The 23306-nt window shown below is 65.0% G+C and carries 16 protein-coding genes and 2 tRNA genes; 9 read left to right on the top strand and 9 right to left on the bottom strand.

Going from position 1 to position 23306, the window contains the following annotated elements:
• Positions 1-26: 26 nt before the first annotated feature.
• The 6 genes from ACHWVH_RS13590 (at position 27) to ACHWVH_RS13565 (ending at position 12322) form a co-directional block, all read left to right on the top strand.
• The gene (locus tag ACHWVH_RS13590) at positions 27-5735 is read left to right on the top strand and encodes an amino acid adenylation domain-containing protein (protein ID WP_394687359.1); all 5709 of its coding nucleotides are present in this window, start codon (positions 27-29) and stop codon (positions 5733-5735) included.
• Positions 5732-6799, top strand: coding sequence for an ABC transporter permease (locus ACHWVH_RS13585; protein WP_295924730.1), 1068 nt, complete (start codon positions 5732-5734; stop codon positions 6797-6799). Before ACHWVH_RS13590 ends, ACHWVH_RS13585 begins: the two co-directional genes overlap by 4 nt.
• Positions 6793-7272 carry a hypothetical protein gene (locus ACHWVH_RS13580; RefSeq protein WP_394687358.1) on the top strand — a complete coding sequence of 160 codons (480 nt, stop codon included), beginning with the start codon at positions 6793-6795 and terminating at the stop codon, positions 7270-7272. Before ACHWVH_RS13585 ends, ACHWVH_RS13580 begins: the two co-directional genes overlap by 7 nt.
• Positions 7269-8324 (top strand): efflux RND transporter periplasmic adaptor subunit, encoded by a 1056-nt coding sequence (locus tag ACHWVH_RS13575; protein WP_394687357.1) that lies wholly within the window; start codon positions 7269-7271, stop codon positions 8322-8324. The genes ACHWVH_RS13580 and ACHWVH_RS13575 overlap by 4 nt, the downstream gene beginning before the upstream one ends.
• 73 nt (positions 8325-8397) lie before the next feature.
• On the top strand, positions 8398-11451 hold the full coding sequence (locus tag ACHWVH_RS13570; RefSeq protein WP_394687356.1) for an efflux RND transporter permease subunit: 3054 nt from the start codon (positions 8398-8400) through the stop codon (positions 11449-11451).
• Positions 11452-11482: 31 nt separating this feature from the next.
• Positions 11483-12322, top strand: coding sequence for a 4'-phosphopantetheinyl transferase family protein (locus ACHWVH_RS13565; protein ID WP_394687355.1), 840 nt, complete (start codon positions 11483-11485; stop codon positions 12320-12322).
• A 119-nt stretch (positions 12323-12441) separates the two neighbouring features.
• Here the strand turns inward: ACHWVH_RS13565 and ACHWVH_RS13560 are convergent, their stop codons facing one another.
• From ACHWVH_RS13560 to ACHWVH_RS13545, 4 genes are all read right to left on the bottom strand, one after another.
• Positions 12442-12612 (bottom strand): CsbD family protein, encoded by a 171-nt coding sequence (locus ACHWVH_RS13560; RefSeq protein WP_295924747.1) that lies wholly within the window; start codon positions 12610-12612, stop codon positions 12442-12444.
• 296 nt (positions 12613-12908) lie between these two features.
• Complete coding sequence (locus ACHWVH_RS13555) at positions 12909-13460, bottom strand: CPBP family intramembrane glutamic endopeptidase (protein WP_394687363.1); 552 nt, start codon at positions 13458-13460, stop codon at positions 12909-12911.
• A gap of 342 nt (positions 13461-13802) precedes the next feature.
• Positions 13803-15938, bottom strand: a complete 2136-nt coding sequence (glgX, locus tag ACHWVH_RS13550) for a glycogen debranching protein GlgX (RefSeq protein ID WP_394687354.1) — start codon at positions 15936-15938, stop codon at positions 13803-13805.
• Between the two features lie 229 nt (positions 15939-16167).
• The gene (locus tag ACHWVH_RS13545; RefSeq protein WP_148828184.1) at positions 16168-16869 is read right to left on the bottom strand and encodes a pirin family protein; all 702 of its coding nucleotides are present in this window, start codon (positions 16867-16869) and stop codon (positions 16168-16170) included.
• Positions 16870-17018: 149 nt separating this feature from the next.
• On the opposite strand from ACHWVH_RS13545, the gene ACHWVH_RS13540 reads away from it, so the two are divergent.
• The 3 genes from ACHWVH_RS13540 to ACHWVH_RS13530 all read left to right on the top strand — a co-directional run bounded on the left by ACHWVH_RS13540 (position 17019) and on the right by ACHWVH_RS13530 (position 20263).
• On the top strand, positions 17019-17954 hold the full coding sequence (locus ACHWVH_RS13540) for a LysR substrate-binding domain-containing protein (protein WP_394687353.1): 936 nt from the start codon (positions 17019-17021) through the stop codon (positions 17952-17954).
• A gap of 140 nt (positions 17955-18094) precedes the next feature.
• Entirely contained in the window at positions 18095-19084 is a 990-nt protein-coding gene (locus tag ACHWVH_RS13535; protein WP_394687352.1) for a DedA family protein/thiosulfate sulfurtransferase GlpE, read from the top strand.
• Between the two features lie 384 nt (positions 19085-19468).
• Complete coding sequence (locus ACHWVH_RS13530) at positions 19469-20263, top strand: SDR family NAD(P)-dependent oxidoreductase (protein WP_267122550.1); 795 nt, start codon at positions 19469-19471, stop codon at positions 20261-20263.
• 232 nt (positions 20264-20495) lie between these two features.
• Here ACHWVH_RS13530 and ACHWVH_RS13525 read toward each other — a convergent pair.
• The 5 genes from ACHWVH_RS13525 to ACHWVH_RS13505 form a co-directional block, all read right to left on the bottom strand.
• Positions 20496-20572: transfer RNA gene (locus tag ACHWVH_RS13525), tRNA-Arg, on the bottom strand.
• A 170-nt stretch (positions 20573-20742) separates the two neighbouring features.
• Positions 20743-20819 (bottom strand) — tRNA-Arg (locus tag ACHWVH_RS13520).
• Between the two features lie 62 nt (positions 20820-20881).
• Entirely contained in the window at positions 20882-21751 is an 870-nt protein-coding gene (locus ACHWVH_RS13515) for an alpha/beta fold hydrolase (protein WP_320740936.1), read from the bottom strand.
• Positions 21748-22557: a bifunctional hydroxymethylpyrimidine kinase/phosphomethylpyrimidine kinase gene (gene thiD, locus ACHWVH_RS13510; protein ID WP_295911507.1), complete on the bottom strand. Its 810-nt coding sequence runs from the start codon at positions 22555-22557 to the stop codon at positions 21748-21750. Before thiD ends, ACHWVH_RS13515 begins: the two co-directional genes overlap by 4 nt.
• Positions 22558-22604: 47 nt before the next feature.
• Entirely contained in the window at positions 22605-23273 is a 669-nt protein-coding gene (locus tag ACHWVH_RS13505; RefSeq protein WP_043091876.1) for a YoaK family protein, read from the bottom strand.
• Positions 23274-23306: the final 33 nt, after the last annotated feature.

Genomic DNA, 23306 nt, shown 5'->3' with positions numbered 1-23306 from the left:
CGCTGCGTTGGGTGTTCGAAGCGCCGGTGCTGTCGCAACTGGCGCAGCGCCTGGCGAGCGGGGACGCCGCGCAACTGAGCGCGATCGGCGTGGCCGAGCGCCGCCCGCACATGCCGCTGTCGCTCGCTCAGCAGCGCCTGTGGTTCCTGACCCAGATCGATGGCGCCAGCGCCGCCTACCACTCGGCCGGAGCCTTGCGTCTGAGCGGCCGTCTGGACGTGCCAGCGCTGGAGCGTTCCCTGCAGGGGGTCGTCGCGCGCCATGAATCGCTGCGCACGCGCTTCGTGCTGATCGATGGCCAGCCAATGCAGCGGGTGGATGCAGACGCGACGCTGCGGCTGCACTTCGAGGACCTGCGCGGCGAACACGATCGCGATGCCTTGCGCGCCACGAGAGGCGATGCATTGTACGCGGAGCCCTTCGACCTGAGCGTCGATTTGCCCCTGCGGGCGTTGCTGCTGCAACTGGAGGACGAGGATTACGCGCTTTATGTCGTGATGCATCACATCGTCTCCGACGGTTGGTCGATCGGAGTGATGCTCAATGAACTCAGCCAGCTGTATACAGCCGAGCTGGACCGCGCGGCCGATCCCTTGCCGCCGTTGCCGATCCAATACATCGACTATGCGCAATGGCAACGGCAGTGGCTGGCCGATGGCCAACTGGAGCGACAGGCCGCGTACTGGCGCGAAACCCTCGCCGGCGCGCCGACCTTGATCGAAGTGCCGACCGATCGCCCACGTCCAGCGCATCAGGATTTCGCAGGTGCCGCACTCGCAGTCGATCTGGATGCGACACTCACCGCGCAGCTGAAGGCGCTGAGCCAGCGCCACGGGGTGACCCTTTACATGACTCTGCTGGCGAGCTGGGCGGCGCTGCTGAGCCGCCTGTCCGGGCAGGAGGAGGTGGTGATCGGCAGCCCGATGGCCGGTCGCAACCGGGCCGAGATCGAACCGTTGATCGGCTTCTTCGTCAATACGCTGGCGCTGCGGATCGACTTGGGCGACGCACCGACCGTGGCCGAGTTGCTAGCGCGTACGCGCCGGCAGGTGCTCGATGCGCAGGCGCACCAGGACCTGCCGTTCGACCACGTGGTCGAAGTGACCAAGCCGGTACGTAGTACGGCGCACACGCCGATCTTCCAGGTCATGCTGGCGTGGCAGAACCAGGACCAAGCGGGCCTGTCGATGCCTGGCATTGCGGCCGAAGGTCTGCCCCATCAGACCAGCAAGGCCCGGTTCGACCTGGCCTTGGATCTGGCCGAACGCGACGGCGGCATCGTCGGTACGCTGACCTATATGACTGCGCTATTCGATGAAGCGACCGTGGCCCGCTATGCGGGTTACTGGCAGCGTCTGCTGGCCGGCATGGCGCAGAACAAGCCGGCGGCCGTGGCGCGCCTGCCATTGCTCGACGAAGCCGAGCGTATGCGCCTGCTGCATGAATGGAATGCGGCCAGCGAGATCCACCCGGAGTCGACCGTGCACGCGTTGTTCGAAGCGCAGGCACAGCGCACGCCCGATGCACAGGCGCTGATTTGCGAAGACGTCACGCTCAGCTATGCCGCGCTGAACCGTCGCGCCAACCAAGTGGCGCATCGTCTGATTGGCCTGGGTTTGCAGCCCGACGACCGGGTGGCGATCTGTGTCGAGCGCAGCGTGTCGATGATCGTGGGTCTGCTCGGCATTCTCAAAGCCGGTGCGGCCTATGTGCCGTTGGATCCGAGTTATCCGGCGGATCGGCTGGCCTACATGCTTCAGGACAGCCGGCCCAAGGCGTTGCTGACGCAAGCGCAGGTGTACGCGCGCCTGCCATCGCTGCAGGCTGCGCAAGCGCCGGTGCTGGTGCTGGATGACGGCAGCCTGGATGCCGCGAACGCGCACGATCCTACCATCGCGGGTCTGACCTCGCGCCACTTGGCCTACGTGATCTACACCTCCGGTTCGACCGGTCAGCCCAAGGGGGTGATGGTCGAACATCGCTCGCCGGTCAATTTCTGGCGGGCGATGTGTCAAACCACCCATCGTGCGTTGGCGCCGAACTCGCGCGTCGCCTTGAACGCGGCGTTTTCCTTTGACATGTCGCTCAAGGGCATTCTGCAGTTGCTGTCGGGTCACTGCGTGGTGCTGGTGCCGCAGGCGATCCGCGCCAACGGCCCGGCCATGCTGGACTTCTTCGAACGCTACCGGATCGCGGCAATGGACAGCACGCCGTCGCAGTTGGAGATGTTGCTGTCGGCCGGCCTGATCGAAGCCGGCGGGCATCGTCCGACAAGCATCTATCTGGGCGGCGAGCCGGTGGGCCGCCGCATGTGGGAGCGCCTGAGGGCGTGTGCGACGATTCACTTCCACAATATGTACGGGCCGACCGAATGCACGGTCGATGCGACCATCGGTAGCATTCGCGAGTCGCTGGGCGGTCCGGTCATTGGCAAGCCGATCCTCAATACGCCGGTGTATGTGCTCGACATCTACGGCGAGCCGTCGCCGGTCGGCGTGCCCGGAGAGATGTTCCTCGGCGGTGTTCAGGTCGCGCGTGGCTATCTGGATCGTGCGGAACTGACCGCCGAGCGTTTCCTGCGCGATCCATTCGCGGCGCACGCCGATGCGCGCATGTACAGGACCGGCGATCTTGCACGATGGACCGCCAACGGCGAACTCGAATATCTTGGCCGCAACGACTTCCAGGTAAAGATCCGCGGCTTCCGTATCGAGTTGGGCGAGATCGAGGCCAAGCTGGCCGCGTGCACCGGTGTAGACGCTGCGGCGGTGGTGGCGCGCGAAGACGCGTCGGGCGAGAAGCGGCTGGTCGCCTACGTGACGCAGAAGTCCGGGACGACTTCGTCAATCGCCGACTTTCGCACGCAGCTGCTGGCGCAGTTGCCCGATTACATGGTCCCGGCGTCGTTCGTGGTGCTGCCGTCGCTGCCGCTCACCCCCAACGGCAAGCTCGATCGCAAGGCTTTGCCGGCGCCGGACGATGCCGCTTATGCGCGGCGGCAGTACGAGGCCCCGCAAGGACGCGTGGAAACCGCGCTGGCGACGGTCTGGGCCGAGTTGTTACACGTCGAGGACGTCGGCCGTTACGACGATTTCTTCGAGCTCGGCGGGCACTCGCTGATGGTGCTGGTGGTCATCGGCAAGCTCGCGGCCCTTGGCATCGAACTGAAGCTGGCCGACATCTACCGGCTCGGCACGGTGCAGGCCATCGCGGCCGCGATCGAGGTCGATAGCGATAAGGCCGACGCCGCCCCGACGATGGAAGCATGGCTGGATCGCCGCGGCTGGCGTTACTGCGCCGAAGCCATCGGCGACCGTCGGATCCTGCGCCTGTTGCCGGCCACGCCGTCCGACATTGCCGCATTGAAGAAGTTCAGCGCCTGGCTGGGCGCGGGGAATCCGAGCCGCATCGTGATCGGCGAGGAGCCGCTATCGGCCAGCGACGCCCCATTCGATCAGCGGGAGCTGCTCGTCGGTCTGGAAGCCTCGCTCGCGCAAAGCGAGCGCGCCATCCGCGAGGCGGGCGTCGTCGAGCAGTATTCCTTTAGCGAAGTGCAGAAGTCCGGCATCGAATGGCACGATCGCGTGTCCCAGCACGTCGTGGCAGTCAACGGCTGGTGGTCGGCAGACGAGTTGCGCAATGCGTTCGCCGTGCTGGTGCGCAGCCAGGACATGCTGCGTGCGGCAGCCGATATGGAGGCATTGTGCTGGGACGTGCTGGACCCGGCGGCGTTCCGCGCCGACGACGTGCCGTGGGTCGACCTGCGCCAGCTGCCATCGAGTGACGCTGACGCGGCCTGCTCGGCGATCGTCGCCGCGCTGCACCGAGCGCAGGCCACATCCCGCCTATGCCATGTCGCCGTGTTGGTATCGCGCAGCGACACCGACCACTTGTTGCTGATGGTGAACGACCACCTGATCAGTGACGGCCGTTCATTCGAAGCCATCGCCGACGGGATGCGCCGCATTCTGGTTGAGGGTGGAGAGCCTACCCAAGGCCGCTATCGCGATTTCGTCGCGGCATGCGCGCAAGAGCACGATCCATCCTTGCTCGACCATCTGGCGATCGAACTAGACAACGCAGGCATGGCGCAGGTCACGCGCGCCACGGCCGACGCACTCGCGGCGAATGCGGACGAGCCGGCACGCATGGTGGTGATCCAAATGCCGGCGGCATCCTCCGATGGCTCAGCCAAGCGCGCCTTCGATCTCTTCCGGACCCTGGTCACGGCGGTCACTGGGCTGGATCGCTTCGCGATGGCGATGACCCATCATGGCAGGCAGTTGGCGAACCGGAGCTTCGTCGGTCAGTTCGGTCTGTTCCTCGACAAGATTCCGGTCGTGGTCGGTCCGGAAAGTGCGCTCGAGGACGCGATCACGCGCGCCGACCTGCTGCATCGCCAAGGCGTTCGTTTCCTAGACTGGTCTCGCTCCGGTGACGCACGCGCCGCGGCGACGCTGGCCTCGGCCCAGGGCGAAGTCGCCTTCAACTTCCAAAGAGCCGCCGGCGAAGGGCTCGACCACTCGCATGTCGACTTCCAGGCGCTGCGCGCCAAAATCGAATCCGTGCAAGGTGTCGTGTTCGATGCCTATGCCGGCACCTCAAGACTCGACGCGATATTCGTTTTCAAAGGAAGCAGTGCCATGGTCGAAGAAGTAAACGCGCTGATCGCGTCGGCAGGAGCAGCCATCCGCGATGGAGGCGCCATCGCCGGCCGCGCTTCTGCACTTGCGCCTGCTCCGGAAGCGGCACCGATCCTTGCGGTGGTGGCGCCGTCGATCGCAGTCGCGGAACCGGCTATCGTCGTGCACGACCTGTACAAGCGCTACGGCGATGTCGAAGTGGTCAAGGGTCTGAACTTCAGCGTGCCCAAGGGGGCTTGCTTCGGGATCCTGGGCCCCAATGGTGCCGGCAAGACCTCGCTCCTGGGCATGATCGAAGGCATCGTTCCGATCACCTCCGGCCGCATCACCATGCTCGGCATGGACGTGGCCACGCAGATCCGCAAGATCCAGCCGCGGCTCGGCGTGCAGTTGCAGAGCAGCAACTACTTCCAGTTCCTGACCGTCGAGGAGTTGCTGGAGTTCTATTCGCAATACCGCGCCGCGGCGAGCGGCAAGCGCAGGCTCGACACGATGGCGCGCTTGCTCGATCGCCTGGATCTGGCCGACAAGATGAAGCTCAAGGTCGACGACCTGTCCGGAGGGCAGAAGCAGCGCCTGTCTATCGCGATCGCACTGCTTGGCGATCCGGACATCCTGTTTCTCGACGAGCCCAGCGCTGCTCTCGATCCACATAGCCGCCGCCACCTATGGGAGTTCATCGAAGAACTCAAGCGCGAGCGTACCCGCACCATCGTGCTGACCACGCATTACATGGAAGAGGCCGAACGCCTTTGCGACGAGATCATGATCATGAATAAAGGAACCATCGTCGACCGCGGCGATCCCAGGTCATTGGTGGCGCAGTTGAACGCGACCCAGCAGGTCGCGGTCAAGCTCGGCATCGGTGCGCCCGGCGAAGAGATCGCTCTGGCCATGGCGGCGAACTTCGCCGCGACCTGGGACGCATTCACCGATTCGCTGCGCATCCCGACCGAGGACGTGGCCGGCGCGATCCGCCAGATCCTCTCCATCACCGAGGCGCGTGGCATCGCGGTGGCCGGCATCCAGGTGGACCGCTTGAATCTGGAAGACGTGTTCTTGGACAAGACAGGGAAGGAGTTGAAGTCATGAGAACGGTTTGGGTGTTCTTCAAGTTGCGCATGCGCCAGTTGCGCTACGACAAGGTGGCGCTGGTGTTCTGCTACATCTTCCCGGTGGTGCTGCTGCTGGGTATCGGCTATCCCTTGGAGTTATCCGGCAATCACAGGATCAAGGTTTCCTACCTGGAAACGGAGATCGCGCCGGCCGGCGAGGCCCTGGTCGATGCGCTCGGCAAGCAAGACCTGGTCCACATCGTGCCCTTCGTGGGCGAGCGTGCGCAGGCCGAGACGGCGCTCAAAAACAACGAGATCCAGCACTTGCTGAGCGCCTCGGGGTCGTTCGAGGGCGGTCCGGCTGACTTGACGATCGAGAGCAATTCGTTGGAAGAGAATCGCATCTCGGCGATCGCGCTGGCGTCGATCCTGAAAGCCAGCGCTTCCGCCCCGTCGGCGACCAACGTCCGCCTGCAGAACGTGCAAGTAAGCAGGCGCTCCTCCTATCTGGCCACCTTGTTGCCAGGCCTGATCGGGATGACGATGCTGGTGATCGGCTTGAGCGGATTCGGCTCGGTGCTGATCGGCGAGGAAAGCGCGGGGCTGTTCAAGAATCTCAAAGCCATCGACGTGTCGCCAACGCCGTTCTTCGCCGGACTGTTTCTCTCTCGCGTCCTGGTCGCCTACAGCGTGGTCGCCGGCATGCTTGCCGTTTCGGTGTTCGGCCTCGGCGTGTCGGCCGACATCAACTATCCGTTGCTGTTGCTGGCGGTTACTATGGGCGCGGTGACCTATCTCGGCATCGGCCTGATCGTCTTCCTGTTCAGCCGTTCGGTGATGGCGTTCAGCGGCATCGTCAGTTTCATCCAGGTGCCGATGCTGCTGCTCGGCGGCGCGTTCTTCTCGATCAAGCTGTTCCCGTCTTGGTTGCAGCCGATCGCCGAACATTCTCCGCTGGCGCCATTCACCTCGATCCTGCGCGAGCTGATGTTCGGCGGGGTCGGTTTGCACGATGTCTCGCAGCTGTACCCGTCGCTGATCACAATGTCGGCCTGGATGGTGGCGATCCTCTTGCTGGCGCGCTGGAGATTCCGATGGTGATCGCCGCATCCGTGGGGCGGATGCGCATAGGCGTCGCCGTGCGGGACGTGCACCATCTCGTCGGCATGTTCCTGAGCGGCCGGATTGTGCGTGGAGCGTGGTGGGCTCGAGGCTTCGCGGTGCAATATCGGCGTCGGTTCCACCAATTGCCGCATCGAAGCACGCAAAGCAGTTTCCCATCCTCATCCATGTGTGCCGTCAGTGGGGCGCAAATGGAACGCACCTCAATTGATATTCTCCTTGTCGGTGTGAACACGATCTGTTTAGGTCGGCGAGTAGCAATGCACCACGGGCTCGAAAATTCCCGCCAGATTCTTTTGGTTCCGCCATTGCTGCCACAGCCTGCCGAGGTGGTGATGGTCCGGCAGGCGGCGGTCAACTTGCCGATGCAGGCTGAATTGACGCTGCGGCTCGATGTGAATCCGTCGCCGGCACGCTTCTCTCGTCCAAACACCGAAATGGTCTCGTCATGAAAATGCGTCCCATGATCTCCGCCGCAACCTTGCTGGGCACTGGTTTGGCGTTGGGTCTTTTGTTCAGTGGTCGGCCTGCGAAGTCCGCCGTCACCACCAATCAAGTCACGCCACCGTTGACGGTCAGCGTGATCGAGCCACAACGACAGGCGTTAGCCGAGTCGGTGTCCGTGGTCGGTAGCATGCGCAGCCGTGAGAACGTGCCGGTGATCCCACAACTGTCTGGCCTGCAGGTGCAGCGCGTGGAAGCCGAGGTCGGCGACTACGTTAAGGCTGGGCAGGTATTGGCAATACTCGACGGCAAGGGGATGGGAATCTCCAGTAACGAGCTGCGCTCGGACTTCGAGCGTGCGCAGGGTGACTATGAGCGCATGCGGCTGTTGCTGCCGCAGCAGCTTGTCAGCGTAGAGTCTTTCAAACAGAAGCAGGCGGATTTCGAGGGCGCGCGCGCGCGCTATGACAATGCACGACTGAGTGTGAGTCGCACAAGCGTCGTCGCTCCGGCAGCGGGATTCATCTATCGTCGTGCCGCCGAGATCGGCACTCTGACCAGCGATAGCGTTCCTTTATTCGAAATCGCGAAGGACGGTGAGATGGAAATGGACGCCAGTGTGCCTGAAGCAGTTGTCGGGCGTCTCAGGGCTGGCATGAATGCAAGCATCAAGCTGGCCGGTCGCGCCGAAGCCATTCCGGGCGATATCCGGCTTATTGCTCCGAACGTGGATAGCACTACCCGTTCGAGCGAGGTGCGGATCCGTCTGCATGCGCGAGATGCCGTCCCGGTCGGTACCTTCGCACAGGCCCGCATCGATCTGGCGCAGGTAAAGGGCTGGACGGTTCCGCGCACGGCGCTACAGCAGGATTCGTTAGGTAGCTATGTCTGGCGTGTTGACGAAAAGGGCTTTGTAAGTCGCTTGCCGATCACGCCAACTCTGCAGACGGTCGACCAAGTGATGGTCTCGGGATCACTCGCAGGTACACGCATTGTGGCCAAGGCTGGCCCGTTCCTACGTGAGAGGGACAAAGTGCTGGTCGCCGACGCAAGTCGGTGATTGGGTGCATAGATCGTCCAGGTGCCACAACGCTTCACATGCTGCACTCCTCATTGGATAGAGACCTCTCGAGATGAACTTCGGCTTCTCCACCTGGGCGATCCGCAATCCGGTCCCGCCGATCCTATTGTTTGTCATGCTCACGTTGGCCGGCATCGTCGCCTTCATCCAGTTGCCGATCACCGCAATGCCGAATGTGGTCACGCCAGTAGTCGACGTGCTGATTCAGCAGCCAGGGGCGACGCCCACCGAGCTGGAAACAGAAACGACACAAAGGGTCGAGGATGCCGTGGCGTCGATCCCGGGGATCAAGCGCATCGTGTCGACAGTGACGGAAGGTCTGTCAACGACGCAGATCGAGTTCAATCTTGATATCGGAGTCGATCGCGCGACCAACGATGTGCGTAACGCCGTGGCCGCGGTCCGGCAGAACCTACCAGCGACGGTGCGCGAACCGATTGTGCGCCGCGCCAGCGATACTGGTCGGCCGGTAGGCATCTACATCGCCGAAGCGCCGGAAATGCCGATGCAGGATTTGAGCCGGTTCATCGACCAGACGGTCGCTCGCGAACTGCTAACGGCCAGGGGCGTGTCGCGTGTGGACCGCAGTGGCGGCAGCGATCAGGAGATATCCATCGTGCTGGACCCGGCGACCCTGGCGTCACTCGGAATCAGCGCCGCCGATGTCAGCCAGCAACTGCTGGCCAGCAATGCCAACTCACCGGGCGGACGCTTGACCCTGGGCGCGACCGAGTATGCGTTGCGCACGATCGGCCGCGCCGACAGTCTTGACGCCTTGGCGGGAACCCGCATCTCGGTGCCTGGCGGACGCAAGGTAAAGTTGTCGGACATCGGTGTCGTTTCCTACGGCCCATCGGAAGTGCGCAACATCACGAAGGTTGATGGCCGCCCGGCGGTGACCTTCATGGTCTACAAGGATCCCGCTGTCAGCGAGGTTTCGGTCGCCAAGGCGGTGCGCGAGCGTCTGGACGCGTTGTCGAGAACGCATGCAGTGAAGTTCCGGGTAGCGTTTTCGGATATCGATTTCGTTGAGATTGGATATCGCGCAACGATGTTCAACTTCCTCGAAGGCGCCATCCTGACCGTGCTTGTGGTGTTCTGGTTCCTGCGCAATCGGCGCGCGACACTGATTGCGGCGCTGACGATCCCGTTGTCGATCATTCCCACATTTTTGGTCATGCAGTGGCTGGACTTCAGCCTGAACATGGTCAGCTTGCTGGCGATCACACTGGTCACCGGTGTGCTTGTCGATGATGCGATTGTCGAGGTCGAGAATATCGATCGGCATATGCGGTCCGGAAAGTCGGTCATGCTGGCGGCGATCGAAGCGTCCGAAGAGATCGGATTGTCGGTGATCGCGACGACCTTAGTGATCTGCGTAGTGTTCATTCCTGTCAGCTTCATGGATGGCTTGCCGGGCCTGTACTTCCGCCAGTTCGGCCTGACGGTTGCGGTCGCCGCGTTCTTTTCGCTGGTGGTGGCGCGCTTGTTGACGCCGATGCTGGCGTCGCGACTGATGAACGTTCCAACGACGGATCATCCGCAGGATGGTCTCTTGATGATCCGATATCTTGCGATCGTTCGATGGACGCTCAAGCACCGCATCAAGACGTTGGTGATGGCGCTGATCGGTGTCGTGATGTCGTTTGGACTCGTGCCTTTGTTGCCGCTAGGCTTCATGCCGTACGATGACTATTCCGTCTCCAGTATCACACTGGAAGTTCCCCGCGGCAGCACCATAGAGCAGACTGATCAGGCGGCGCAGCAAGTGGCCGCCGTGGTGAGCAAGCATGCGGAGGTCGAGTATGTGCTCACGCTTTCCGGTGGCGCCGACGGCGCGGTGAACAAGTCGCGGATCTACGTCAAGCTGGTTCCTCCGGAAAAGCGTTATATCAGTGAGCGCGAATTTACTGCGCGCGTCTACCCGGAGATCGCCAGGTTGCCCGACATGCGGGTCAACTTCGATAGCCTGTCAGGTCGAAAAGACGTCTCCATCGCCCTCGTGAGCGATGATGATCGTGCGCTCACTCGCGCAGCGGATACAGTCAAGCGCGACATGCAGAAGATTCCCGGCTTGATTGGCGTCGACACCAGTGTCGGTCAGGAACAGCCGGAAATCGTCGTGCAGATGGATCCGCTCAAGGCGGCCGAGTTTGGTGTTACCGCACAGCAGGTCGGTGAGGCTATCAGTACGTCGACGATCGGAGACGATATTCCTCGCTTGTCCAAGTTCAATTACATGAGTCGCGAGATTCCGGTGCGGGTTCGCCTGCCGCGCGAATACGGGACGGATCTTGGCGTCTTGGAGAATCTCAAGCTACGTACAGCCTCAGGTGGAAGTGTACCGTTGGCGTCTGTAGCCACTTTGCGATTTGCCAAGGGGCCGGCGACCATCGAACGTTATGACAGGGAGCGCCGCATCGATCTTCAGGCCAATCTCAACGGCATTGCTCTGGGTACCGCCATGACGGCTATCAATGCCTTGCCATCGATCAAGCATTTGCCCCCCGGCGTACGTGTGCTCAATACTGGCGATGCTGAGTTTGTAAACGAATTGATGGTGAGCTTTCTGAAAGCCCTGGGCACTGGTCTGTTCTTGGTCTATGCGATTCAGGTTCTACTGTATCGCGACTGGTTGCAGCCATTGGCTCGAATGATGGCCTTGCCACTGTCGATTGGCGGAGCATTCCTGCTGCTTTTCGCGACGGGCATGGAGTTGAGTCTACCCGCTCTGCTGGGGATGCTGATGCTGATGGGCATCGCTGATAAGAATTCGATCCTCCTTGTGGATGCGATGTTGGAAAACCTACGTGAAGGCGTGTCCAGATTCGACGCCATCATGCTAGCTTGTCGCGCACGCGCTCGCCCAATCGTAATGACATCGGTGGCGATGACTGCGGGCATGTTGCCGTTGGCATTCGGTGTATCTTTGGATTCCGCATTTCGAGCGCCCATGGCGATCGCAGTGATTGGAGGTCTGATTTCTTCAACGATTCTAAGTCTGATCCTGGTCCCGCTTTTATTTAGCTTCGTTCATGATGTCGAGCTCTGGCTGGCTCGTAAATTCGGTTCTGCGGCGCAAACAGCCGTTCCGAGTAGGGCTTGATTTTATAAAGTGGTGTCATGCAGCAAGCGCGATGATCGATGTTCGTGCTGTTGTTGCACAACAGAATATTGAGAAAAGAGAGTGCATGTGCGTACCTTCAGTAAAGCTCGGTGAGCATGATATCGACATTTGGCTCGCGTTCTATGAAGGCATCGGCGAAGGCTCGCTTGCGGAAATCCTGCCATTGCTCGATGCCGACGAACGGAAGAGGCAGGTGCGTTTTTTGCTTGAAGATGACCGTAAGCGCTACCTTGTCACGCGAGGTATGGTGCGTACAGTGTTATCCGAATATGCGGAGGTGGCCCCAGAAGAATGGAGATTCCAGAAGGGGCGCTTTGGACGCCCTGGTATCTCTGATGGACATGGCGTCGATGCGTGTGCGCTGTCGTTCAATATCTCGCACACGCGCGGTTTGATCGCAATCGCCATTACCTTGAAGCGTGCCGTAGGTGTGGATGTCGAGCATGTGGCATTGCGTCGTATTTCATTGGAAGCGGCAAGAAGTAGTTTCACTCCGGAGGAAATGGCGGAGCTCATGCGTCTTCCCGCGCATTTGCGACAGGAGCGATTTTTCGAGTATTGGACGTTCAAAGAAGCTTACGCAAAGGCCAGGGGTTTGGGAATGGCGATTCCGCTCGAGCGTTTCGGCTTTGATTTGGCGATGGAGCGATCCGTACGATTGGTGGCCGATCCAGGTTTGGATCATGATCCTCACCGATGGCGATTCTGGCAATGTAGGCCTGCACAGCATCATTTATTGGCGCTTTGTGCCGATGTCGATCGTGCAGTGATTCCAAGGATTCTCACTCGCGAATGGAGGCCATTCAGTTTGAGCGAAGAAGTGAATTTGGAATTTTTCAGGACATCTTGAGTAGTTCTGGATGCTAATGCGGTGCCGAGTGAGTCGATGGAATCAGCTCGGCGGGCAAGGATAGGCTGCTTCTAGAAGCTCCCCGGCCACACAGGCAGAGGAGCATAAGGGCCTGAAACTCAGCCGCGCGAGTGATCGCGCGCCTTGCCCACTTCACTCTGTACCTTGCCGGCGTTCTTCTGCATCTTGCCTTCGACTTCCTTCAGCTTGTTGCCGGTGACCTTGCCGGCGACTTCCTTGATGGTGCCCTTGATCTGGTTCTTGGCGCCTTCGGTGCGATTCTTGTCCATCGTTGACTCCGCAGTAGGGATGCCCTCAAGTGGGCATCGCCAAACTGCGCGCAGGCCGGTGGCGTGCAAGTGAAATTGAGCGGACGTGCGCTCCATCATTTAGGCAGCGGACGGGTTGGGTGCCGAGGCCTGTAGCGGCGGCCGCGCGCGTCACGGTGCCCTGTCCGGGCTTTCGTGCTCGGTGCTTTCATCGCGGGAATACGAGCACGGCGACATGTCCTTTCATCTGTCTGCTGGCGGCGACGGCGTGGTCCGCATAGGTGCGCCGAGTGGCGGCCCTCGACCGCGCTGCGCGCTCAGTACCAGCCCAGATAAAGGGTGGTCACGCCCCAGGTGTCGATCAGACCGTGCGCGAGGATCATCGCCCACAGGTTGCGCCTGGAGCGCAGATACGCATACCCGAACATCGTGCCGACCACGCCGGTCAGCAGGATGCCGGACGCGCCTTGCGCGGCGTGCATCAGGCCGAACACTACGCCACCGGCCAGCGCGGCGATCCAGCGGCCGCCGCGCAGGCGCCCCAGCAGCGCATCGAGCTGGTGCATGAGGAAGGCGCGGAACACCAGTTCTTCGCCGAGCGCCGCGCTCAGCCACGCCGCGCCGATCAGATGGGTCGTGGCCTGGACGTTGCCCTTGAGCGCGCCGTAGGCGCTGTAGTCGGTCTTGTGTCCGGTGATGGTGTCGATTAGTGGTTGCAGCATCGGTGTGATGAAGCCGACGGTCAACAACACGAGCAACGCTGTCCAGCCGATCACGGACACCAGGCGAGGGCGCGCCACGCCGCACGCGAGGGATGAGCGCGTTTCGATCCATACCAAGGAGAGACCGAGCAGGCCGACCACTGGCATGCGCCACGGAAACGGGAGCCATGCATAGGACGCCAGCGCGAGGATCGCGGCGCTCAGCGCGATGCGCAGCAACGGGTGGCGCATGAAGGAGGTGTTGGAGGTGGCGTGGATGTTGCCTTGCGCGGAGTGCTGCATGCCTGGCCTGGAAGGAAGCGGACACTCAGCCTAGCGAGCCTTCGCCGTCGAGCACCGTGCCAAAGGCCATGTAGACCAATGCAATGCGGCGAGTCGTAGAGAGCGTGCAGATGCAAACATCCCGCGCCTCGCCAGCGACCAGTGCTGGCGAGGCAATGCAGGCGCGGACGCCTCAGTCCGCGTGCAATCCGAAACGGCGTGTGGCGACTATGCGCCCGCCGTCTGGCACTCGAACACGCTGACGCTGCGCGGCGGCGCCAGGAACTCGCTGGCACCGGCCGGCATGCTGTCGACCTGCAGCGCGTCGTTGGTGGACAGCACCAGCTTCCAATGCAATTCCTCTTCCGAGGACGGCAGCACGAAGCTGACGCCCTCGTGGTAGGCGTTGATGACGATCAGCAAGGTGTCGTCGTTGGCCAACTCCCTGACGCCGGACGTTTGCGCCTTGCCTTCCAGTAGCAGGCCGACCGAGCGTGCGCCGGCATCGGTCCAGTGCGCATCGTCCATCTCGGTGCCGCCGGGGTTGAGCCAGGTGAGGTCGCGAACGCCGGCTTCTTCGTTGTACTGGCCGTTGAGGAAGCGGCCACGGGTCAGGATCGGGTAGCGCTGGCGCAGCGCACTCAGCGCCTTGACGAAGGCGGTAAGGCGGCCCTCGGTGGGGTCGCGCTCCCAGTCGATCCAGGTGATGTCGTTGTCCTGGCAGTAGGTGTTGTTGTTGCCGCCCTGGGTTTGCGCGCGTTCGTCGCCGGCGAGCAGCATCGGCGTGCCCTGCGCGAGTAGCAGCGTGGCCAGCAGATTCTTCATCTGCCGCTCGCGCAGTTGCAAGATACCGGCGTCGTCGGTCTCGCCTTCGGCGCCGTAGTTGCAGGAGCTGTCGTGGTCCGAGCCGTCGCGGTTGTCCTCGCCGTTGGCCGCGTTGTGCTTTTCGTTGTAGCTGACCAGGTCGTGCAGGGTGAAGCCGTCGTGTGCGGTGATGAAGTTCACCGAGGCCCACGGTCGGCGCCCGCGGCGATCAAACAGGTCGGCCGAGCCGGTGAAGCGGGTGGCGAATTCGGCCAGCTTGCCTTCGTCGCCCTTCCAGAACGCGCGGGCGTTGTCGCGGAACTTGTCGTTCCACTCCGACCAGCCCGGCGGGAAGTGGCCGACCTGGTAGCCGCCGGGGCCGCAGTCCCAGGGTTCGGCGATCAGCTTGACCTGCGACAGCAGCGGATCCTGGTTGCAGGCGTCGAGGAAACCGCCGCGCTGGTCGAAGCCGGTGGGTTCGCGGCCGAGGATGGTGGCCAGATCGAAACGGAAGCCGTCCACGTGCATCTCGCCGGCCCAGTAGCGCAGCGAGTCGTTGACGAACTGGATCACCCGCGAGTTGCTCAGGTTGAGCGTGTTGCCGGTGCCGGTGTCGTTGATGTAGTAGCGCTTGTCCTCTGCCAGCCGGTAGTAGCTGGCGTTGTCGATGCCGCGGAAGGAGAGGGTGGGGCCCAGCTCGCTGCCTTCTGCGGTGTGGTTGTAGACCACGTCGAGGATCACCTCCAGGCCCTGGCGGTGCAGCGCCTTGACCATGTCGCGGAACTCGTCGCGGTGGCCGCTGGCCAGGTAGCGCGACTTGATCGCGAAGAAGCCCAGCGTGTTGTAGCCCCAGTAGTTGCGCAGGTCCTTGTCGAGAAGGTGTTGGTCGTCGAGGTAAGCGTGGACCGGCAGCAGTTCCACCGCGCTGACGCCCAGTTCCTTGATGTAGCGCAGCACCGGCTCCTGGGCCAGCCCGGCGCAGGTGCCGCGCAGCTCGTCCGGCACCTGCGGGTGGCGCATGGTGTAGCCGCGCACGTGGGTCTCGTAGACCAGGGTCTCGCTCCACGGCGTCATCAGGCGCTGGTCGTCCTCCCAGTCGTAGGTGTCCTCGACCACGACGCACTTGGGCATGAACGGCGCACTGTCGCGCTCGTCGAAACTGAGGTCGCCGTCCGGGTGGCCGACCGTGTAGCCGTACAGTTCGTCGGCCCAGATCAGGTCGCCCTCGAGCTCGCGCGCGTACGGGTCGAGCAGCAGCTTGTTGGCATTGAAGCGGTGGCCTTCACTGGGTTCATAGGGGCCGTGCACGCGATAGCCGTAGCGCTGGCCGGGCTTCACGTCGGGCAGGTAGCCGTGCCAGATTTCGTTGGTGTATTCGGGCAGGTCCAGTCGGGTCTCGTTCCCGTCTTCGTCGAACAGGCACAGCTCTACGCGGGTAGCGTGCGCCGAAAACAGCGCGAAGTTGGTGCCCTGGCCGTCGAAGACGGCGCCGCGGGGGAAGGGGCGTCCTTCGCGGATGCGCGAGGGGATGGCATAGGCGGCGCTGGTGGGGTGGCGCATCGGCAGGCTCTCGGCCGGCACGCCGGCTGTAGGGGAGGGAGAGCGGAAGCATTGCCGTGGACGCCGTGCAGGACGCGTTACGGGGTGCCGAGGATGGCGTGAGGATGCGGGCATTGCCGCGAATGCAGCGACCCACGCAGCGACGCCGTGGCGCCGCTGCGTGGGCGGATTTCGCGAGACCGTCGCGGCCCGGTCCAGTGGGCCGCGGGCGCGACCTGGCCTGACCTGCTCAGCGCGGCAGGTCGAACAGCAGGAACTCGCTGTCCTGGGCATCGGCGAACTGCAGGCTGGCCTCGTCGACCGCCTGGACCGCGTCGCCGGCCTGCAGGGTCTGGCCGTTGACGCTCAGCGTGCCGCGCACCACCTGCACATAGGCGCCGCGCCCGGCCGCCAGCGGGTAGTCCAGGCGCGCATCGCCGTCGAGGATGGAGGCGTAGATGCGCGCGTCCTGGTGGATGCGCACCGCGCCGTCCTCGCCCTGCGGGGCGGCGATCAGGCGCAGCTGGCCGCGCTTGCTGTCGGGGGCGAAATGCTTCTCCTCGTAGCCCGGATCGATCCCGGCGCGCTCGGGCATCACCCAGATCTGCAGGAAGTGCACCGGCTCACTGGCGGAGTGGTTGAACTCGCTGTGGGTGACGCCGGAGCCGGCGCTCATGCGCTGCACGTCGCCGTAGCGCAGCACCGAACCGTTGCCCATGCTGTCCTTGTGCTCCAGCGCGCCCTCGACCACGTAGGACAGGATCTCCATGTCGCGATGGGCGTGGGTGCCGAAGCCCTGGCCCGGCTGCACGCGGTCCTCGTTGATCACCCGCAGCGGCCCGAAGCCCATGTGGCGCGGGTCGTGGTAGTGGCCGAAGGAGAAGGTGTGGCGCGAGGACAGCCAGCCGTGTTCGGCGCGGCCACGGGTGTTGGCGGGGCGGATCTGCAGCATGGGAGGCTCCTTGGTGGCGTTGATGTGCAAGTGGATCGAAAGCGCCGGTTGGCATGATTTCGCGAGAGATCCGGCTTGGAAACAAGTATCCGCGCTGTCGCCGGGTTTGAAAAACGGATAGATTCGGCATCCATCATCGAAAAATTCGAATGCTCAAGCTCAGCCTCGATGCCCTGCAGATCCTCGACGCCATCGACCGTCGCGGCTCGTTCTCGGCCGCCGGCAAGGCGCTGCACAAGGTGCCGTCGACCATCTCCTACACCGTCGCCAAGCTGGAGGAGGACCTGGGCGTGCAACTGTTCGAGCGGATTGGGCCGAAGGCGGTGCCGACCGCCGCGGGGGCCGAACTGCTGCGCGAGGGCCGTCACCTGCTGCGCGCCGCTGGCGACCTGGAACTGCGCGTGCGCCGCGTGGCCTCCGGCTGGGAGACCGAGTTCGCGCTGGGCCTGGATGCGGTGTTCGCGCCGGAATGCCTGGCGCAGGACATGGCGGCGTTCTATGCGGTTGCCGACCAGACCCGGCTGCGGGTGGTGCAGGAATCGCTGTCCGGCACCTGGGAGGCGCTGCTGGACCGGCGGGTGGATCTGCTGGTCGGGGCGGCCGGCGAAGGGCCCAGCGGCGGCGGCTACGTGACCGAGCCGCTGGGCACGCTGCGGTTCGTGTTCGCGGTCGCGCCCAGTCACCCGCTGGCGCAGGCGCCGGAACCGCTCAGCCGCAGCCAGCTGAGCGCACATCGCGCGATCGCGGTGGCGGACTCGGCGCGGCGTTTGCTGCCGCGCACGGTCGGGCTGCTGTTCGGCCAGGACGCGCTGACCGTGCCGGACATGCGCAGCAAGTACCGGCTGCAACTGGCCGGGCTCGGCTTCGGTTTCCTGCCCGAGCCCTATGCGCGCGCGGCGCTGGCGCGCGGCACGCTGGTGCGCAAGACGGTGGAGGAGCCGAAGCCGGACGAGGTGTTCCAATTGGCCTGGCGCAGCGGCGAGGAGGGCGCGGCGCTGGCCTGGTGGCGCGCGCGCATGCGCCAGCCGGGCGTGTTCGCGGCATGGCTGGCGCAGATGGCGGCGCGGCTGGACGAGGGCGGGTGATGGCGTGCGGGGCAACGGCAAAGCGTTCTCCGCGGCGGCGATGGATGGGTCTGTTCCGCCGGTGATGCCGTGATGCCTGCGCGCGCGGTGGGCGACGGGAGGATAATGCGCGGCATCTTCTTCTTTCCGCCCGCCACGCCATGCAGGACCTGATTGCGCGCTATGGACTCGGGCTGGTGTTCGTCAACGTCCTGGCCTTGTCGCTGGGCCTGCCGGTGCCGGCGCTGCCCACGTTGATCCTGGTCGGGGCGACCTATGCGCTGCTCGATGGCGCGGCGATGTGGAGTGCGTTGCTGAGCGCCTTGTCGGTGTCGATCGTGGCCAGCTTGCTCGGCGATCTGCTGTGGTTCGGCGCCGGCCGCCGTTACGGCAATCGCACGCTGCAGTCGCTGTGTCGGCTGTCGCTGTCGCGCGACACCTGCATGAAGCGCACCGAACGCTTCTATGCGCGCTGGGGTGTGCGCGTGCTGGCGGTGGCCAAGTTCGTGCCGGGCCTGTCGATGGTATCGGTGCCGATGGCCGGCGCGATGCGCGTGCGTCCGACGGCCTTCCTGCGCTACGACGCGCTGGGCGCGGCCTTGTGGGCGGGTGTCGGGTTGTTGCTGGGGCTGTGCTTCGCCGACCAGGTGCAGGACTTGCTGGACTGGCTGAGCCTGCTCGGCAGGCGCGCGGCGCTGCTGCTGGTCGGCCTGCTGGCGCTGTACGTCGGCTACCGCGCCTGGCGCCGGCACTCGCTGCGCAAGGCGATGGAGATGCAGCGTATCGACGTCGACGAACTGCACGCGCTGCTGCAGGGCGAGACGCCGCCGCTGTTGCTGGACATTCGTGCGCCGGGCTACCGCACGCTGGAGCCGTTCGCCATTCCCGGTGCGCTGGAAGTGGACGATCGCCAGGTCGATGCGCTCGTCGCGCGCTTGCCGCGCGATCGCAGGATCGTCATCTACTGCGCCTGCCCGAACGAGGTGTCGGCCGCGATCCTGGCCAAGCGTCTGCGCCAGCACGCATTCGAAGGCGTGCTGCCGCTGCGCGGTGGCCTGGATGCGTGGCGTGCGGCGGGCCATCCGCTGGTCGCGCTGGACGCTGCGGCTGCCGTGGCGCCGCCGCCGAAGGGCGACACGATCGCGGCGTGAGTCGGTGTGGCGGAGGCGTCATGCCTGTCGATGGCGCCTGCGACGCACAGACCGTGCGTGCGCGCCGGCTGATGCAGGCGGGTGCGTTGTCCGCAGGCGCGTGCGGGCGGCTGTGCGCGGCGAGGCAAGTTGTGCCGTCATGCGCTTGATCCTGTTGCCTGCGCCGTCTGCGCCTCGCTGATGCGGCGACCCGCTGCAATGGGCAAGCTTCACGTCGCGACGTTCACTTGCCGTTCCTTGCCTTGCGGTTGGAGGCGCACATGATGAATCGACACAACGAATCGACAGAGCGACCGGCGCGGCCAGCCCGTGTCTGCGGCGACGACCTCGCAGGGAGTGCGCCGAAGCGACTCCTCATCCTCGCCCTCATCCTTGGAGACAGCCATGCACATCGATCTATCCGGTAAAACCGCCCTCGTCACCGGCTCCACCGCCGGCATCGGTTTCGGCATCGCCAAGGGCCTGGCCGCGGCGGGCGCCGAGGTCGCGCTGAACGGCCGCGACCAGGCCCGCACCGAGGCCGCGGTGGCTGCCCTCAAGCGCGACCTCGCCAATGCCCGCGTGCGGGCCGTAGTGGGCGACGTGGCGACCGCGGCCGGCTGCGAGGCGATCGTCGCGGCGCTTCCCGCCGTCGACATCCTGGTCAACAACGCCGGCATCTTCGGCATGCAGGACTTCTTCGACACGCCCGACGCGGAATGGGAGCGCTTCCTGGCGGTGAACGTGCTGTCCGGCGTGCGGCTTTCCCGCGCGTATCTGCCGGCGATGGCGGACAAGGGGTGGGGACGCGTGCTCTTCGTCTCGTCCGAGTCCGCGCTCAACATTCCGGTCGAGATGATTCACTACGGCGTGACCAAGACCGCCGATCTCGCCCTGTCGCGCGGGCTGGCCAAGCGCATGGCCGGCACCGGCGTCACCGTGAATGCCATCCTGCCCGGGCCGACGCTGACGGAAGGCGTCGCCGCCATGCTGTCCGACCAGGTGCAGCAGTCCGGCAAGCCGCTGGACGAGGTCGCTGCCGACTTCGTCAAGGCGCATCGCGCCAGCTCGATCATCCGCCGCGCCGCGACGGTGGACGAGGTCGCCAATCTCTGCGTCTACGTCGCCTCGCCGCAGGCGTCCGCGACCACCGGTGCGGCGCTGCGCGTGGATGGCGGCGTGGTGGACACCATCGCCTGAGCCGGGCAGGGGGCTCTGCATTCGCGCACGCGAGGCCGAGGCGGCGCGCGCCGCCGCCTCGTAATGTCTGGCGGATCGCCGGCGCTGGAGTTGAAGTGCCGATGCGCGAGGCGGTGCCGTGATCGGCACATCTTCCGTGTGCATGCGTCACTCGTCGTTGCGCGCGTCGTGCAATCGGAATCACGCAGGCAAAAAAAAACGACAAGCGCTGGCTTGTCGTTTTTGATCTGACTGGTGCGCCCGGAGAGATTCGAACTCCCGACCGCCTGGTTCGTAGCCAGGTACTCTATCCAACTGAGCTACGGGCGCGTTGTCAGGCGCGGGATTATTCACGAGTTGCGGCGATTCGTCTACACCTGCGTGTCGTCGGCATGACGAATCGCGAACGAGTGCGCTCCCGGAGCGGTCTCGATGCGATTGCCTTGCCGCGGCAGGGCAAAAAAAAACGACAAGCGGTGGCTTGTCGTTTTTCATCTGACTGGTGCGCCCGGAGAGATTCGAACTCCCGACCGCCTGGTTCGTAGCCAGGTACTCTATCCAACTGAGCTACGGGCGCGTCGTCAGGAGCGGAATTATGCGGGAGTCGATCGGGCCCGTCAATGCTCTTTCCGAAAAATTTCACCGATCCCCGGCCAGCAACGCCGCGGCCACCGCCGCAGGCCGCTTCATCCAGGCGAAATGGTCGGCGGCTACGCCCAGTTGCGTGGCGTCCAGGCAGCGGATCTGCGGCGCCGGCGTGGCCAGCTTGTCGAGCAGACCGCGCAGCGAACTCTCCGGCGCCAGCCAGTCGTCCTGCAGCACCACGCCACGCGCCGGCAGCGTCAGATGCGCCAGTTGCGCCTCCAGGTCGATCGCCAGGCCGGCCGCGGCGTAGCGGCCGCTCCGGCCGACGCGCGCCCAATCGGCGATCAGGCCGCGCGCTTCGGTGCCGCCAAAGCCCAGGCGGCGTCCATGCAGCACGCCTTGCCGCTGCGCCAGCCATGGCAGCAGGCGGTACGCCAACGGCAGCAGATAGCCGCGCGGCGCGGGAAAACGGCGCCAGTACGGCGTGCCGCTGGCGACCAGCCACAGCGCGGCGAAGGCCTGCGGCTGCAGGCTGGCGTAGCAGCAGGCGAGCTGTCCACCGAGGCTGTGGCCGCCGACGAGCAGCGGTGCCGCGATCCCGCACCCGGCGATCGCCGCCTGGCTGGCGGGCAGATCCAGGTGCAGCAGAGCGCGATAGCCCCAGTCGCACTGCCGCGACGGCCGCAGCGTGCTGCTGCCGTTGCCGCGCCATTCGTGCAGGAACACCGCGACGCCGTGTGCGGCCAGTGCTTCGGCGAACGGCAGGTAGTGGCGCGCGGCCACGCCCAGCGCCGGCAGCCACAGCAGCGCCTGCCGCGGTGCGTCGGGAACGCGCGCCAGCAAGCTCCAGCGATGGCCGTCGGCTGCGGCGACGGGCAGGGCGTGCTCGGCGACCGCCGCCGCGGCGATGGGCGCTGCGCTCATGGGCCGCGCGCCGCGCCGAAGTGATCCAGCACTGCCACGTCGCTGCGGCCGGGCCGGTAACTGCCGCGCAGGGCGCGCGCCACATAGTCGATCGCCGCTTCGCAGGCGGCCGGCAGCGCCAGGCCCTGGCACAGCTGTGCGGCGATCGCCGCGGCCAGGGTGCAGCCGGTGCCGTGCGCGTCCAGCGGCAGCCGCGCATGGCTGAACTCGCTGCGGCTGACGCCGTCGTCGTAGCGGTCGATCACCCGCTGGCCTTCCTGCAGGTGGCCGCCCTTGAGCAGTACCGCCTGCGCGCCGGCCTCGAGCAGCGCGGCGGTGGCGTGCTCGGCGTCGTCGGCGGTGTCGATCGGGCGGCCGAGCAGCAACTGCGCTTCCGGTACGTTCGGCGTCACCAGCGTCGCCAGCGGCAGCAGGCGCTTGCGCAGCGCATCCAGGGCATCGTCCTGCAGCAGCTTGGCGCCGCTGGTGGCGACCATCACCGGGTCCAGCACCACCCAGGGTGGGCGATATTCTTGCAGCGCATCGGCGACCAGGTGGATCACCTCGGCGTTGGCGAGCATGCCGAGCTTGACCGCGCCGATGTCGAAGTCGGCGAAGCAGGCATCGATCTGCGCGCGCAGGAACGACAGCGGCGGCACGTGCACCGCGGTGACGCCGCGGGTGTGCTGCGCGGTCAGCGCGGCGGCCGCCGCCAGCCCGTGCACGCGGTGCGCAGCGAAGGTCTTGAGGTCGGCCTGGATGCCGGCGCCGCCGCCGGAATCGGTGCCGGCGATGCTCAGTGCGGAGACGACGGTGGGTTCGCTCATGCGCCGATTGTGCAGGGCCGGCGCGGGTTATGCACTCGGCCGCGCCTTCAGCGCTCGCGGCTGCGGTAGTGCGCCTGCAGCGCGTACAGCGTGCCGACCGTGCCGGTCAGCAGGGCGGGGCCGAGCAGTGCGTCGAAGCCGACCTGCCGATAGGCCCAGGCGCCGAGCACGCCGCCGCACAGAAAACCGCCGATGATCAGCAGGCTCAGGCGGATGCGCCGGCGCGGCAGCGGCAGGCCGCGCAGCGCCTGGCCCAGGCCGATGCCCAGATCGGTGAACATGCCGGTGAGGTGGGTAGTGCGCACCACCGCGCCGCTGTAGATGGTGGTGGTGGCGTTCTGCAGGCCGCAGGCGATCGCCGCGAGCACGGCGCCGGCGAGTTGCTGCTGCTTGAACGCCTGCATCGCCGCCAGCAGCAGCAGCGCTTCCAGCGCCAGCGCCACGCCGTAGCGGCGGCTCAGGCGCAGGCGGCTGTCCTGCACGATGAAGCCGCCGAGCATCGATCCGCCGAGGAAGGCCAGGACCACGCCGACCAGTTGCGCGATCGCGCGGGCGTCGCCATCGGCCAACGCCGCGCCGAGCAGGGTCGTGGTGCCGGTGAGGTGGGTGACCGCCTGATGTTCGAAGCCGAGATAGCCGACCACGTTGACCATGCCGGCGACCGCGGCCAGCGTGCCCGCGAAGGCCCAGGCCCAGCGGGGCAGTTCCAGGTTCATGCCGCGCGCGGTGCGGCCGCGGCGCGGCGCCCG

Source organism: uncultured Xanthomonas sp., from assembly GCF_964278005.1.
Classification (GTDB): domain Bacteria; phylum Pseudomonadota; class Gammaproteobacteria; order Xanthomonadales; family Xanthomonadaceae; genus Xanthomonas_A; species Xanthomonas_A sontii.
Note: the sequence above shows the minus strand (reverse complement) of the source record. Positions and strands in the feature narration are given on the sequence as shown.

Excerpts from the sequence above, each read along its gene's own strand:
- ACHWVH_RS13585 (WP_295924730.1), top strand. The coding sequence starts at position 5,732 with ATGAGAACGGTTTGGGTGTTCTTCAAGTTGCGCATGCGCCAGTTGCGC.
- ACHWVH_RS13580 (WP_394687358.1), top strand. The coding sequence starts at position 6,793 with ATGGTGATCGCCGCATCCGTGGGGCGGATGCGCATAGGCGTCGCCGTG.
- ACHWVH_RS13575 (WP_394687357.1), top strand. The coding sequence starts at position 7,269 with ATGAAAATGCGTCCCATGATCTCCGCCGCAACCTTGCTGGGCACTGGT.
- ACHWVH_RS13570 (WP_394687356.1), top strand. The coding sequence starts at position 8,398 with ATGAACTTCGGCTTCTCCACCTGGGCGATCCGCAATCCGGTCCCGCCG.
- ACHWVH_RS13565 (WP_394687355.1), top strand. The coding sequence starts at position 11,483 with ATGATCGATGTTCGTGCTGTTGTTGCACAACAGAATATTGAGAAAAGA.
- ACHWVH_RS13560 (WP_295924747.1), bottom strand. The coding sequence starts at position 12,612 with ATGGACAAGAATCGCACCGAAGGCGCCAAGAACCAGATCAAGGGCACC.
- ACHWVH_RS13555 (WP_394687363.1), bottom strand. The coding sequence starts at position 13,460 with ATGCCAGTGGTCGGCCTGCTCGGTCTCTCCTTGGTATGGATCGAAACG.
- glgX (WP_394687354.1), bottom strand. The coding sequence starts at position 15,938 with ATGCGCCACCCCACCAGCGCCGCCTATGCCATCCCCTCGCGCATCCGC.
- ACHWVH_RS13545 (WP_148828184.1), bottom strand. The coding sequence starts at position 16,869 with ATGCTGCAGATCCGCCCCGCCAACACCCGTGGCCGCGCCGAACACGGC.
- ACHWVH_RS13540 (WP_394687353.1), top strand. The coding sequence starts at position 17,019 with ATGCTCAAGCTCAGCCTCGATGCCCTGCAGATCCTCGACGCCATCGAC.
- ACHWVH_RS13535 (WP_394687352.1), top strand. The coding sequence starts at position 18,095 with ATGCAGGACCTGATTGCGCGCTATGGACTCGGGCTGGTGTTCGTCAAC.
- ACHWVH_RS13530 (WP_267122550.1), top strand. The coding sequence starts at position 19,469 with ATGCACATCGATCTATCCGGTAAAACCGCCCTCGTCACCGGCTCCACC.
- ACHWVH_RS13515 (WP_320740936.1), bottom strand. The coding sequence starts at position 21,751 with ATGAGCGCAGCGCCCATCGCCGCGGCGGCGGTCGCCGAGCACGCCCTG.
- thiD (WP_295911507.1), bottom strand. The coding sequence starts at position 22,557 with ATGAGCGAACCCACCGTCGTCTCCGCACTGAGCATCGCCGGCACCGAT.
- ACHWVH_RS13505 (WP_043091876.1), bottom strand. The coding sequence starts at position 23,273 with ATGAACCTGGAACTGCCCCGCTGGGCCTGGGCCTTCGCGGGCACGCTG.